Below are 14,399 nucleotides of genomic sequence, written 5' to 3' on the forward strand. Positions count from 1 at the left end.
TCCCGACTAACGGGGGCGGCGTCGAGAAAAGGAAGACTAGTTATGTGTGGAATTGTTGGGGTTACTGGAAATGACAATGCCGTTAAGATCCTGTTGAACGGCCTAGAGAAGTTGGAATACCGGGGGTACGATTCAGCCGGTATTTATGTCAACGACCAAAAGGGTCAGGATTACTTAGTTAAGACTAAAGGTCGGATCTCTGAATTACGGTCTAAAGTGACGCCTGACGTCCACGGGTCAACTGGGATCGGTCATACGCGTTGGGCAACTCATGGGGTGGTTAGTGTGGCTAACGCACATCCACATTTCTCCAATGACGACCGGTTCTACCTGGTTCACAACGGGGTTATCGATAACTTCCAAGAATTGAAGGCCAAGTACCTAAGTGACGTGCCTTTCAGAAGTCAAACCGATACTGAAGTTGTTGTTCAACTGATCGATAAATTTGCCATTGAAGACAACTTGGATGCCAAGGCTGCTTTCTTGAAGACGTTAAGCCTTTTAAAGGGTTCCTCATATGCCTTCTTGATGATGGATCGTGAACAACCTGACACATTATTTGTTGCGAAAAACAAGAGCCCCTTATTGATTGGGGTCGGTGATGGTTTCAATGTTGTTTGTTCCGATGCCTTAGCTATGCTCAAGGAAACGCACAATTTCTTAGAATTGATGGATGGTGAAGTCGTTACCATCACTCCCGACAAGGTTGCTATTCAAGACGCTGACGGCAATGCTGTTGAACGTAAGCCGTTCCATGTTGACATGAACGCTGACGAAACCGACAAGGGAACCTACCCCTTCTACATGTTGAAGGAAGTCGACGAACAGCCTAACGTGATGCGCAAGCTGGCTCAAACCTACTTGTCAGAACACGGCGAACCTCAAATTGATGATAAGCTGATCGCAGCCATGGAAGCTGCCGATCGTTTGTATATCGTGGGTGCCGGGACCAGTTATCATGCCGGTTTAGTTGGGAAGCGGCTATTTGAAAACTTGGCTCATATCCCAACGGAAGTTCACGTCTCGTCGGAATTTGCCTACGAACAACCCATGCTGTCAAAGAAGCCTTTCTTCATCTTCTTGACGCAATCTGGTGAAACAGCTGATAGCCGTGAGGTATTGGTCAACGTGAATGATGCTGGCTATCCAAGCTTGACGATTACTAACGTGCAGAACTCAACGTTGTCCCGTGAGGCAACCTACACGTTGTTACTCCATGCCGGTCCAGAAATTGCCGTGGCCTCCACCAAGGCTTACACGGCTCAGATCGCTTTAGAAGCTATCTTGGCGAAGGCATTGGGTGAGGCAACTGGCCAAATTGTGGCTCAGAACTTCAATATTCGTCAACAGCTTGGTTTAGTTGCCACAGGGATGCAAGCTATCGTCGACGAAAAGGATACATTGGAACAGTTATCTAACGACTATCTGATGAAGTCCAACAAGGCCTTCTATATTGGTCGTGGGATTGACCACGCAGTTTCTCTGGAAGCAGCTCTGAAGTTGAAGGAGATCTCCTATGTTCAAGCCGAAGGATTCGCCTCTGGTGAACTTAAGCACGGGACGATTGCTTTAATTGAGAAGGGGACCCCTGTAATTGGCTTTATCACACAGGCCAAGACCGCTGGTTTAACACGGAGTAACTTGCAAGAAACGATGGCTCGTGGGGCCAAGACTCTGACAATTGTCCGTGAAAGTTTGGCGATTGAAGGGGACAACTTGATCTTGCCAGACGTTGACGAGATGTTGATGCCACTGTTGAGCGTTGTGCCTGCACAATTATTGGCCTACTACACCAGTCTAAACAAGGGCTTGGATGTTGATAAGCCACGGAACTTAGCCAAGAGTGTCACGGTTGAATAATTAAAATGAGTTTTGGAAGCGTTCGGAAATGTCCGAACGCTTTTTTGGTACCGACGTCCGGAATGGGACAACACGTCTAACTTGCGAAATACCGGGTTTCGTTGTATAGTACACTTACGAAAAGTTATGAAAACGTGAGGTGAAAACGATGAAATATACGAAACGGGTGGATTCCCACAAGAACCAAAAGCAACGTGACGCAACGTTTGAAAAATTTCGGAAACAACAGAATGAATTAAGTGCTAACCGGCGAGGTATTCGTCGGAAATAGGGCGATCACTGCTTAGACAGTGGCCGTCCTTTTTTGTTGAATTGTGGGAAGACTTTTTGAGCAAAATGCTTGCAAGATTGGTCTAGATCTTTTATCATCGGACTATACCATTAGAGAGGGAGATTTTTGGTGATGACACAACTTACAAACAACATGAACATTCAAATCGTGAAAGATCAGGCTGCGGGAGGCCGTGCCGGGTTTCAAATTTTCCAACAAGCCTTACAACAAGGGGCTAAGGTTCTGGGACTGGCGACAGGGAGTACACCAGTGACAATTTATGATGAATTGGTTGCCAGTGACTTAGATTTCAGCCACATGACGTCGGTAAACTTGGATGAATACGTCGGTTTAGGGGCCGATCATCCAGAGAGTTACCATTACTTTATGCAGCAACACTTATTCAGTCACAAACCATTTGCCCAGTCATTTGTTCCAGACGGGATGAACGCAGACGCTGCGGCTGAAACCAAGCGCTATGATGACGTGATTGCGCAACACCCGGTTGACTTACAATTGTTGGGCCTGGGAAAGAATGGACACATTGGGTTCAACGAACCGGGGACAGATTCTGCGTCGACCACCCACAAGGTCGCCTTGACTGCGTCAACTATCGAAGCAAATGCTCGATTTTTTGACAATGCTAACGATGTGCCACGATACGCTTACTCTATGGGAATTGGCTCGATTTTACAGGCCAAGGAGATCCTGATCGTGGCTTACGGGGCAGCCAAGGCAGATGCCGTAGCTGCCATGATTCAAGGGCCTGTGACCCCTGACGTTCCGGCCAGTTATCTCCAAACCCATCAAAATGTGCAAGTCATTCTTGATGAAGCTGCTGCTAGTCAGCTGGCCTAACGAACCTTGAATTAGCGCGAGTTATCCCCATTTTTACTTCCAGTTAAGAGTCAAGTTATGTTATTCTTGACGTGAAAGCGATTTTAAGGGGGAAACCGAGAATGATGCGAAGTAAACGATGGCTACTGGCCGTACTCCTGTTGGGGAGTGCGTTGGGTAGCGTCAGTGGGACTGCCCATGCGGCAACGACGAATCCCCAAGGATTTATCAGCGATTTGAAGAGTCCCGTCACGTCGGTTGCGAATCAGTATAAACTGTATCCATCCGTGATGATGTCTCAGGCTGCGTTAGAGAGTGCTTGGGGGACGAGTCTCCTAACAACCCAGGCCAACAATTACTTTGGTGTGAAGGGGAGTTATAAGGGACAATCCATCGCGATGCCAACAACCGAATATGATGCTAACGGTCAGCTCTATCACACAACAGCTAACTTTAGAAAGTATCCGAACGCTAAGGCTTCGATGACTGACAATGCAACCCTGCTTCGCGGGGGGACCAGTTATAACCCTAGTATTTACAGTGGAACCTGGCGTGAGAATGCTAAGACTTATGCGAGTGCGGCCAATGCGTTGACCGGTGTCTATGCGACGGCACCGAACTATGGCAGCTCGCTTATCAGTATTATTAAAACCTACAATTTAGATACTTTACTCGACGGTTCGGCGCCTGATGTGGCGACGCCAGCACCTAAGCCAAAAGTCTATTCAAAGGCGAAATACTATGGGACGTCGGGCAACCAAACGGCGGCGCTCAGCAAGGATTACGCCTCCGTGCGATTGTATAATCACGTAAAAGATACACGAGCGGGTATCACCAAGACGGCTTGGAGCAAGGTCAAGGCTGTCAAGGGGAAGAAGGTCTATCTGGACCTGCGTGCTGTGAGGACGGCGGCTAAGACTGGAAACAAGACCACTTGGTATCGAATTCGTTTTGCCCAGAGTAAGTCTTCGCAACGCTACTGGGTCTACAGTAGTGCTATTAGTTTTCCTAAGGTGACTTACTTGGATGGAAAGGCAACAATGAAGGTGAATACCAAGGCTGGTGGGAGTACCTACAACCACGTCTACAATTCGCCATACCTGGCTCAGGAACAGGAGTCAGTGAAAAAGCTAACGGCCAAGTCGTATACGGCAGATAATGAGGCCGTGAAGACGCAAGATGGTCTTAAGACTACCTGGTATCGCATTAAGGTTGGCAAAAAGAAGACTTGGATTGCCGGGACAATAGCGCAACCGCAGTACGCCCAAGTTTTCTATACCGCCGCAAGCGGTAAGAAGACCCTGAGCAGTAAATTTAGTAAGTACAATGTCTATAATCACGTCACCACGACGCACTTCAATCAACAGACCTTGAAGTGGCCAAAGGGCAGTAAGAAGGGAACCAAGGTGACCGTCACGCTTTGTGGTTTCAAGGCGTCCAACAAGTCGACCTGGTATCGGATTCGATTTAGTGGCAGTAAAACCAATTACTGGGTAGATGCCCGTGCCTTATCTTAAGCGTTTTGACAATTGGTTATAAGAAAAGCGTAAAGCTACCGGAATTTTTACCAATTCGGTAGCTTTTTTGGTATAATACAACAGATTAGGCCGGGGAACCTCGGTGCGTTAGACAGCGTTAATATTTGAGTTAGGAAGTTTAATTCATGGATAATTCATATAAAATTAAGGTTCAAAACGTTACAAAAGAGTATGACCTGTACAAGACCCAATCTGAAAAATTGCGGTCATTCTTTTCCCTGAGCAATAATAAGGTGCCACATTTCTGGTCCTTGATGGGGATCTCACTTGAGGTTAAGTCCGGTGAAACCTTGGGCTTGATTGGGGTCAACGGTTCCGGTAAGTCGACATTGTCCAATATCATTTCTGGAATTATTCCACAAACGACGGGGACAGTGGATGTGAGGGGAGATACCTCGATCATCGCCATCGGTGCTGGGTTGCGGGGCAACCTGACCGGGGTCGAAAATATTCGACTCAAGGCATTGATGCAGGGACTGACTAATCCTCAGATTGATGCCTTAATGGATGACATCGTGGCCTTTGCGGATATTGGTGATTTCTTATACCAACCCGTTAAGAGCTATTCCTCAGGGATGAAGTCACGGTTGGGATTTGCCATTGCCGTGCACGTTAACCCAGACATTCTGATTATTGATGAAGCGTTATCCGTTGGGGATGACACCTTCTACCAGAAGTGTGTGGACAAGATTTCTGAATTCAAGGATTTAGGGAAGACCATCGTCTTCGTCAGTCACTCCTTGAAGCAAGTTGAAATCTTGTGTGACCGTGTGGCCTGGATTCATTATGGGACACTGAAGGCCATCGGACCCACCGAAGAGATTGTCCAAGATTACCGTAACTTTACCAAGTGGTTTAAGAAGCAGACTAAGAAGGAAAAGAGACATTTCCAACGGACGATGAAGGAAGGCCAAAAGTCCTTCGATATCGATGCTTATCAAGCCCAGGTTACCAAAGAACGCCAGGCGGCAGCACCTGACGATCCACATGTTGCCGATCAAGTGAAGAAGGATTTCTATGGGTCGGTTATCAGTGAAAAGATGAACTGGCGCAACCGGATTTTGACGGGTGTGGCTGTCGTAGCCTTGCTTTTCGCTTGTGTGGTCAACATTTCGGGGCATTCAGTTAGCGACGTGCTCTCAAACCCAGCACATCTTGTGCATCCAGAAACGGTGTTACATGATCCAAATGCGACGAGTAGTGTTAAATAAAAATTAGAAAACAATGATAAAAGGGATAGATTTTTATCATTTAGCGTGGTATCTTTAAGTTACCATTTATTTACCCCTTCATCTGATTTCCCAATGAATCGGATAAAGGATCTATCTCTCATTTGGTGAAGACTAAATGGCGGGGCCGGGAGTGCATGCTTCCCGGTCTCTTTTTTTGTGATTTTTAGCTATGATTAGTTACTCACCAGCTTCATTTAGAATAATAATGGTCAAAAGTCATAATTATTTCCATGAAAGCATTGACAGCGCTTACAAATACCGGTATATTATTAGTCGTAAGGTATTTAATAATTACCTTCTAATCAATTCTCTTTCTCTCTTATGCCGACCACTACCATTCCCTGGTAGTGGTTTTGTTTTGCCCTAAAAGCTAGTATAATTGGGAAGATGGCGTTAGGGGACTATCACCCTAACGTTGACTGAGGAGGCATCTGGGATGAAGAGTCATGAAACATTTACCTTGATTGAAGAAATTACCCGGCTGGACGGGAGTAAGTACATGGAAATTAGCAACATGGTCCAGAATGGTCGGGCCGAGCTAGCGGTCGAACGCGGGCTCATCAAACAGGTTCGGATTCTCCAGTTAAACATCGCTCATACGCCGCACGTTCAAGCCTATGAGGACTACGTGAACGAGCATTATGCGATGCCAGAGGAGAATTTTACCACCTTTGATGAATGGAAAAAACCGGAGGACGTGCAGCAGGAAGTTAATGCCATTCTTCATGAAAATCATATTGGTTAAGAGCAGAAATGCCTAGTAGATGAGAGATTATCTGTTAGGCGTTTTTTTTGAGCATTCGCTGTTCACTCGATAAACGAATGGCCGATCAATCTATTTTGATGGTTAAGTATTAATCGTGGAATGAATTTTGAAACAGTGCTACGATGAAAGCGTATTCATAAACAGTATCCTTAAACTTTTTGGGAGGAATTAATGATGAAGAAAACAGTGACAGTGTGGGTCGCGGCCCTCATGTTAGCAGGCGTTGGAACCGGAATCCCCTTAGTCAAGGTTACGGTGCCGGCTGTGGCACAAGCGGCAACGTTGAACGCTGCTAAGTTGCCAAATGGAAAGTATAGTGTTCCCGTACATATCTACAAAACTGGGACAACGACGGCCTCCGAAGCGGCACAGTACTTTAATTCGAGTGCTAAAGTTTCGGTCAAGAGTAAGCGGGCTACGGTTTCTTTGACGACAACCAAAGCTGGGAACCAGTTTATCAAGGCCATGACGTTGGATGGTCATACGGCAAAAGTTACCGCGCACAGCACCGGAAATACCTATACATTTAGTAAAGTGAACTTAAAGACCGGTCATGCCTTAGGGTTTACCCTCGTCGTGCCTATGAATGGTCAAGAGATGACCATGACGCAATCAGCCAAATTAACGTTTAAGACCAGTGCACTTAAGGCAACTACGAAGGTCGTCCTGACGACGTCAAAAGTGAAGGCCAAGGCTAAGAAGGTTACCGGAAAGACCACTAAAGGCGCCAAGGTGACTGTTAAACATGGTCAGACGACATTGGGTAAAGTAACGAGCAAGAAGGCAGCTTACAAGGTGAAGTTAAAACGAGCCGTGAAGAAGAATTGGAAGCTGAAAGTTACGGCATCCAAGGCTGGTTACAAGGCCGTTACCCAGACGATTAAAGTGAAGTAGACATGAACGGCTACCGTGAAACGGTGGCCGTTTAGCTACCAAGAGCTAACTAACAAAGAATGGAGTGAGTCGACATGAAAAAAAGTTGGCGAACACTGCTCCTGAGTCTACTGACGGTGAGTTGTGTCTGGCTATTGACCGGTATCGTTGCCAAGGCGGCCACGATTAAGGATGGTCTCTACCAAGTTCCAGTCAAGATTTTAAAGGCAAAGGAAGAGACGACCTCGACGGCTAATCAATTCTTCGGATCCCAGGCCGTGGCTCGAGTCACGGGGGCGCACACGACGTTGCTTCTGACTAGTGATGGTGCCCAGTTTATCTCGGCTATGACGGTTGCTCAGCAACCAGCTGTGGTTGTGAAGACGGTTGGCAAACAGGCCCTCTATCAAGTTACCGTCACAGGGCAAAAGAGTCCACTTGCGGCAAGCTTTAAGTTAACGACTCCGGTTGGGAAGATGACTGAGACTGCCAGAGTTGCGTTGGATTGGGATCAGGCAAAGCCGCTCAACGACAGTACTACTACTACGGCTCTGTTGGCCGCGGGAACGACAATTGCCCAACAGGCAGCTAAGAAGGCCCCTGTTACCCCGACGACTCCGGCAATAGCTTCGACAAAGACAGTGACCGCAACACCATCAGTGAAGCAGTACTGGCGTTATCGCGTCCTGCAGGGAGATAAGATGCGGGCATCACAGGCTAACCAGTATTACACCAACGTGGCCACGGTGACATCAAGCGGAACCGGCTATCGGGTCACACTTAAGGTTCAATACGCGACCTCTCTCAAATTAGGTGCTCACGCGGTGGTACCTGAGAGTATCAACGGTCAACCGGTTCCTGCCAGTCACGTGACTTATGGCAAATCCGGACAAAATGAAACAATGACTTACTGGTTTGAGATAAGTAAATTGAGTCAGTTGACGGCTAAATTAATTCCAGGTCAGATTCACGTCACAGTCCCCGCTTTAAATATGAGTCAGGTTTTCCCGGTTCGGTTCCAATTTGCGGCTAGTGGTGCCGCCGATCAGGCACAGGCAGTTCAGGTAGCGGCTTTGCCAGATAAGACCACGCGAGCAACCCCAACGGCTAACACTAACGCTACAAGCGATCAAACCACACAGAAGTTACCGGCCACTGGTGATCAGTCACCCCAGATAGAAGTGCTGATTGGTCTGATCTTACTCAGCCTAAGTCTTATCTGGAGGGGAGGTTGGGATCGTGAACAACGTTAAACGTTGGTTTTTAATCGGCATGTTGATCGTAGCTAGTCTGGGATGCCCAGTGATTGGTCACGCCCAGTCGCTAGACTATACGGCACTGAAGTATGGGACGTCACAAACCTCAATGGCGGGAAAGTACTTCGTGCATCCTGCCAAGGTCAAGGTCGCCCAGAATGCCTATCAGGTTACAATGGAAATCAAGACGGCCAAGCATCTGAATAAATGGCCGGTCCGGGTCCTCAAGATAGCTGGTCAGACGCCACAGAACGTCCAAAAATCACGAGACAGTGCGGGAAACTATCTGTTGTTTTATACATTTACCACGGCACACCTGAATCGCGATGTCACCGCCAAACTGGCGATAAATGTTCTCGGGGTTTACAAGGCCACACATAAGCTAACGTTGGCCTTCCAGACAGTTAACATGCCGGCATTGTCGCAGGCTAAAGCGTCCACAAGGAGACAAACACCAACAACCCCGACCACGGCAGCTAAGCAGACACAGTCGTCCACGATAAAGGCATCGTCACAGAAGCCAACGTCAAAGAAACAGGCGGCATCAGCTTCAGCTACCACGGCGTCACCGGCGTCATCTAGCAATTCGCGTTCTGCGATGTCTTCATCCGTAGCCTCTCAGGAAGCAGATACGGCTGATCAAGTTCCTAAGCAGAGGACCAATTGGATGAGCTTACTGGGTGGTAGTTTAGCCATTGTTATCGTGGTTATCGGCGGTTCCTGGTGGTATTTTGGTCGACATTAAAGCCACATGATATTTTTTGATTATCGGCGTAGCCAGCACAGGTTTGTCTTACAAGTGTCGGGTAATTGGGGGTTCCCATAGATGATTGCCTTTGAAGGGGCGGATGAAGAGGCACTTGCTATGCGCTGCTTCTTGCTAGAATGGGTGCTAGAAGGGCCCTAACTATATCCGCCAAGAGTTGAAAGTAAATGAAAACCGACGATGATTAATTTTAGGCCCTTGATTATTGTGACAGCTCATCTGCATGCTATTATCTCTGGTGTGTTAGAAATGAAAGAGTGGTCCTAGAAATCAGCACATGATTTCTAGGACCACTCTTTCATTGCCATAAATTAGAAACTTTTGAATTCAGCCCGTTTGCGCTGAACTCATAGTTTGCCGTTTAGATCAATTTTTAGCGTCATTCTTGATTTCGTTGATTCGGTTAAAGAGAATGCCATCACGCAGTCCAGCATTGGAGAAAGTAATCTGTCGCGAGTCAAGCAACCGCATCAGCAGGGTCACAGGGATGAGACCACCCACGATGATGTCGGCCCGATCCTTGGATAATCCAGGGACTTTCTTGCGTCCAGCAAGGTCTAAGCCAAGCAATTGAGTCAAGGTGGCATAAACATCATCAGCAGTGAGCTTGTAGCCATGAACGTCCTCAAAATTCAGGAAATTCTTGCGCCGACGGTTAATCTTAGCCAGGGTTCGATTAGCGCCACCCAAGCCGATGACGGGGAGATTCGTCGCCTCACGTAACCACCAGACGTCATTGAAAACATTGTTGACGAAGGTCATAGCGGAAAAGAGCGAATTAGCCTTGACCACATCACTTTCCAGGTAAGCTTGCGACAAAGTCACCGACCCCAGAGGGATGGAAACGACGTGCTTCATTTGTCGATTCTGAACTAGAATCAATTCGGATGAGGCACCGCCTGTGTCGACCAACAAGCCATTTACGACGGGAAGGGTATTGATGACCCCCAGGTAGTCGTAACGGGCTTCCTGGGCCCCAGAAATGACCGTAAATGACAGGTCAAACTGATCCTTAACCAATTTGAGAAACTGTTTCTGATTGCTGGCCTGGCGAACGGCCGCCGTGGCGACCGCCTGGATGTCGGGATTCTTGAGCTTACTGTAAATGGCCTTGAATTCACCGAGGGCGGCTAGAGTTCGTTCGATGGCGGCGGGTTGGAGCAGACGCTCTTCACCCATGTTTTCTGATAAACGAACATAACGTTTGACTTGTTCGATGGTTTTATGGTTACCATCACCATCGATTTCGCTGATGGTCATGCGAACCGAATTCGAACCCAAGTCAATGACGACTAAGTTTTCCATTACTGAGGACTCCGATCAATGGGGGATTTTGGTTGATTCTTCGGGCTGAGCATCGGTTTGAACTGCCGCGGGGCGTTCTTCGCCTGAGCTGGTCGTGCCGTTGCCGCCTGATTCCGAACGGTTGCCTGTTCCATGAAGTCCGCCTGAGCGTTGAGCGGCTCTAAGCCGCGCCGGTCAACCCGGGCGAATGTCCGGTCCGGCAACAACACTCTAGTCTTGACGTTATCATGCCAGAGCGTTGCAAAAATGTCAAAGACCCGTTGCTTCAGATTTTCCTGCAGAATAGGGAAGAGGAGTTCGACTCGGCGGTTGAGGTTCCGCGTCATGAGGTCGGCACTAGACAGGTAGACTTGGGGGTCACCCGCGTTAGCAAAGCCATAGATTCGGCTGTGTTCCAGGTAACGACCGACGATCGAGTGAACCTCGATGTTGTCGCTGATGTCTGGAATCCCCACGTTGAGACAACAGATCCCCCGTACGATGAGTTTGACGTGAACTCCCGCGTGGGAGGCTTCGTAAAGTTTGGCGACCATGTCGGAGTCTGACAAAGAGTTCATCTTCATTTCGATCCAAGCAGGCTGTCCGGCCTTGGCATTCGTGATCTCTTGGTCAATCTTCGTGACGATGAAGTCACGGATACCATCAGGAGACATGTGAAGTTGATGGAAATATGGGGGTTCGGAGTAGCCGGACAACATGTTGAAAATGTTAGAGGCATCGATTCCCATATCCGTATTGGTTGTCATCAACCCGAGGTCGGTGTAGAAGTGGGCAGTGACGTCGTTGTAGTTTCCAGTTCCCATGTGCATGTAGCGCCGAATGCCATCGGGTTCACGACGGACAATCAGTGTGAGCTTACAGTGGGTCTTAAGCCCGATGAGGCCATAGATAACGTGACAACCCATTTTTTCCAGCTGCTGGGCCCAATGGACGTTGTTTTCTTCGTCGAAACGCGCTTTAACTTCCACCAGGACAGTCACCTGTTTGCCGTTCTGAGCCGCAGATCCCAGGTACTTTATGATGGGCGAGTTGGCCGACACCCGGTAGAGGGTCATCTTGATGGCCAAGACCTCATCGTCATAGGCAGCTTGGCGAATCAATTCGGTAACCGCAGAGAAACTATCGTAAGGGTGGTGAACTAAGACATCGTGTTGGCGAATCGTTTTGAAGATATCATCGTCGGCGGTGACGCCAGCCGTCTTAGCAGAACTGAAGGCCGGATAGTTGAGATCGGCCGGTCCCTTGATCTGTTTGGTCCACTTGCTCAGGAAGGTCAGGTCAATGGGACCACTGATGTTGTAAACCGCATAGTCCTCAATCTTAATTAGGCTGGCCAGTCGTTGTTGTAGGGCGTTAGTGATGCCCGCTTCAACCTCCAATCGCACGGCACTCCCATGTTCTCGGCGTTTCAGTTGTTGCTTAACTTCCTTTAAAAGGTCCGAGGTATCTTCTTCGGCGACGTCTAAGTCCATGTCACGGATGACGCGATAGGTCGCAGATTCTTTGACTTCATAGCCCACGAAGAGATTGCCAATATAAGTTTTAATGATGTCTTCAAGGAGAATGAAGTCGTTGTCGGCACCGGGTAACCGCACGGTCCGTGGGAAAATACCAGGTACTTGGACAGTCGCAAAACGCTTGTCCTTCTTATTGCCATTCTTATAGAGTCGTAATGCCAAGTTCAGCGTGTTGTTCCCAATGAATGGAAAGGGACGCGAACTGTCGACAGCCATGGGCGTGAGAGCGGGGGACAGTTCATCATTGAAGTACTTTTCGATGAAGCGGGTCTGCTGCATCGTGAGGTCGCTGGGTTCCTTCAAATGGATGTCGAGGTTTGCTAGCAGGGGCAGTAGCATGCGATTGAGCGTAGAGTACTGCTTGACCACTTGGTCATGGGCCTTCTGGTTGACCGCGATCAGTTGGTCCTTAACTGTTAGACCAGAGGCATCGGGCTTGGCATAATTGACCGCGGCTAGCTTGGAGAGAGAGGCCACCCGAACCATGAAGAATTCATCGACGTTACTTTGGGTAATGCCGAGGAAACGAACGCGCTCTAAAAGAGGGTTCGCCTTGTCTCGTGCTTCTTCTAATACTCGGTCATTGAAATCCAACCAGCTTAGTTCTCGGTTGGTGTAATACTTCGGTTTGTCAAAATTAACCGTCATTTGTGAGACCTCCTCTGCTTAAGCACGGGCTTTAATCCGAAAACGTCCGTAAAAAATTGCGCTTTGTAGTTGAATGCCCAGTGAATCAATGATAGCTCATCGTCACTAAAGGCCGTGATGATGACCTTGCTTGGTCGAACGGAAACGGAGATGCGGCTGATGGTTTGCTGGTGGGCGTCGTCTAAGGCGTCTGCCAAGCGCAAGATAGCGGCCAGCTTGGCCACAATCACTCGTTTTTCGGGCGTGAGTTGCTGGAAGTGTGCCAAGTCTTCAGCGGGGGTTCGTGTGCTGTGATAGCGTGATACAGCCGCAATGATCTGGGTTTCTTCCGCCGAAAGTCCTAAAATTTCTGATTGTTTGAGAACATAGTCGGAGTGTAAATAGTGTTCGTGGGTGTCAATGAAACCGCCAATATCGTGAACGATAGCTGCAACTTGGAGTAACAAGCGGTCACGGTTGGTCAGATGGTGCAGCGACTTCAGTTGGTCGAACAGGTGAAGTGAGAAGTGAGTGACCAATGCCATGTGATGTGGTTCGACTCGGTAACGATGTGCCAGGTCGGTGGCTGCGGCAATGATTTGTTCTTCGAAATGTTCGTTAGGGTGGTAGCCTGCGGCAATCTGTTCGTTGGTGGTGAGGCCATCGAGCACGTTGAGGTTGACCAGATGTAAGGCATCCGCGTGAACGACCGTCAGAAGTTTTTGAATTAACAGCACTTCTGGGAGAACGAGTTCCACGTTTTCTTCGGTCAGGTGGAGTTCTTCCATCAAGAATTGATTAGACGCATCCATGACCTGATGGGTAAAGGTCGCAAATTGTTTCCGGGTCAGAGTCCGACTAGTTTCACCGGTTGGGATGAAATAGTTATTGAGGGGAGCCGCGCCAACCAAGATGACCTGATTGGTCGTGGTCCGTAAGGCTTTGGGAAGAAAACGGTAGAAATCGTCGACCTTACTATTGATGTAGTCATCGAGGACGTCGACTGGATTCGGGGCCGTGGCCCGGAGATTCTGGAGCACCTCTTTGATTCGGATGGGGCCGAGCTTCATGTTATGCGACGCGATCAGCTGGCTATTCGCGAAGAAGGAGAAGGTCGTGCTCCCAGAGTTGAGCCCAATAATGGCAGCACTCTTGGTCACAAGCTGTGGGTAAGGCTTGAACTTGAGGGCGATCGCTTCATTGCGGACGAACGACTCTTGAGCCAGTGATAGCCATTTGATGCTGAGACCTGTGCGACTGAGGATTTGGTCGCGAATGAACTCAGCGTTGGGTGCTGCGGAGAGGGCCTGTGATCCCCAGAGTTGATAGTTGGTGATCCCATAATCCTTGATGATCTGCAGAAATCCGCGGAGGGCTTCCGTAGCCTCGGCGACGTTCTCAAAATTGATTGCTTCATGGTTATAAATATTTTCCCCAATGGCGACGGTGGAGCGGACGCGTTCGGTCTGCGTCCCCGTCTTTAAGTTAACAATTGATAGCTCGATACTGGAGACGTTCACCAGCATGGCACCAAAATAGTTATCAGCCATA

At 48.5% G+C, this 14,399-nt stretch carries 12 protein-coding genes; 9 read left to right on the forward strand and 3 right to left on the reverse strand.

Annotated elements, in window-relative coordinates; translation table 11 throughout:
* Positions 1–42 precede the first annotated feature (42 nt).
* The 9 genes from glmS (at position 43) to EKM71_RS03770 (ending at position 9,378) form a co-directional block, all read left to right on the forward strand.
* Positions 43–1,860, forward strand: coding sequence for a glutamine--fructose-6-phosphate transaminase (isomerizing) (glmS, locus tag EKM71_RS03730; protein WP_125573327.1), 1,818 nt, complete (start codon positions 43–45; stop codon positions 1,858–1,860).
* Positions 1,861–2,008: 148 nt separating this feature from the next.
* On the forward strand, positions 2,009–2,131 hold the full coding sequence (locus EKM71_RS11215; RefSeq protein WP_125544371.1) for a hypothetical protein: 123 nt from the start codon (positions 2,009–2,011) through the stop codon (positions 2,129–2,131).
* Between the two features lie 153 nt (positions 2,132–2,284).
* Positions 2,285–2,989, forward strand: coding sequence for a glucosamine-6-phosphate deaminase (gene nagB / locus EKM71_RS03740; protein WP_164504719.1), 705 nt, complete (start codon positions 2,285–2,287; stop codon positions 2,987–2,989).
* A gap of 101 nt (positions 2,990–3,090) precedes the next feature.
* Positions 3,091–4,485 (forward strand): glycoside hydrolase family 73 protein, encoded by a 1,395-nt coding sequence (locus EKM71_RS03745; protein ID WP_125573329.1) that lies wholly within the window; start codon positions 3,091–3,093, stop codon positions 4,483–4,485.
* 146 nt (positions 4,486–4,631) lie between these two features.
* Positions 4,632–5,717 (forward strand): ABC transporter ATP-binding protein, encoded by a 1,086-nt coding sequence (locus EKM71_RS03750; RefSeq protein ID WP_125573330.1) that lies wholly within the window; start codon positions 4,632–4,634, stop codon positions 5,715–5,717.
* Positions 5,718–6,174: 457 nt separating this feature from the next.
* Positions 6,175–6,483 carry a hypothetical protein gene (locus EKM71_RS03755; protein WP_125573331.1) on the forward strand — a complete coding sequence of 103 codons (309 nt, stop codon included), beginning with the start codon at positions 6,175–6,177 and terminating at the stop codon, positions 6,481–6,483.
* A 195-nt stretch (positions 6,484–6,678) separates the two neighbouring features.
* Positions 6,679–7,398 (forward strand): NEAT domain-containing protein, encoded by a 720-nt coding sequence (locus EKM71_RS03760; protein WP_125573332.1) that lies wholly within the window; start codon positions 6,679–6,681, stop codon positions 7,396–7,398.
* A 74-nt stretch (positions 7,399–7,472) separates the two neighbouring features.
* Entirely contained in the window at positions 7,473–8,630 is a 1,158-nt protein-coding gene (locus EKM71_RS03765; RefSeq protein ID WP_125573333.1) for an NEAT domain-containing protein, read from the forward strand.
* Positions 8,617–9,378: an NEAT domain-containing protein gene (locus tag EKM71_RS03770; protein WP_125573334.1), complete on the forward strand. Its 762-nt coding sequence runs from the start codon at positions 8,617–8,619 to the stop codon at positions 9,376–9,378. Before EKM71_RS03765 ends, EKM71_RS03770 begins: the two co-directional genes overlap by 14 nt.
* A gap of 387 nt (positions 9,379–9,765) precedes the next feature.
* Here the strand turns inward: EKM71_RS03770 and EKM71_RS03775 are convergent, their stop codons facing one another.
* From EKM71_RS03775 to EKM71_RS03785, 3 genes are read right to left on the reverse strand one after another with little or no spacing between them, the layout of a single operon-like run.
* Positions 9,766–10,704 carry a Ppx/GppA family phosphatase gene (locus tag EKM71_RS03775; protein ID WP_125573335.1) on the reverse strand — a complete coding sequence of 313 codons (939 nt, stop codon included), beginning with the start codon at positions 10,702–10,704 and terminating at the stop codon, positions 9,766–9,768.
* Positions 10,704–12,869 (reverse strand): RNA degradosome polyphosphate kinase, encoded by a 2,166-nt coding sequence (locus EKM71_RS03780; protein ID WP_125573336.1) that lies wholly within the window; start codon positions 12,867–12,869, stop codon positions 10,704–10,706. Before EKM71_RS03780 ends, EKM71_RS03775 begins: the two co-directional genes overlap by 1 nt.
* A complete protein-coding gene (locus EKM71_RS03785; RefSeq protein ID WP_125573337.1) occupies positions 12,866–14,398 on the reverse strand; it encodes a Ppx/GppA phosphatase family protein in 1,533 nt (510 codons plus the stop codon). The genes EKM71_RS03780 and EKM71_RS03785 overlap by 4 nt, the downstream gene beginning before the upstream one ends.
* Position 14,399 lies beyond the last annotated feature (1 nt).

The sequence above is a fragment of the Levilactobacillus huananensis genome (genome assembly GCF_003946145.1).
Classification (GTDB): Bacteria; Bacillota; Bacilli; order Lactobacillales; family Lactobacillaceae; genus Levilactobacillus; species Levilactobacillus huananensis.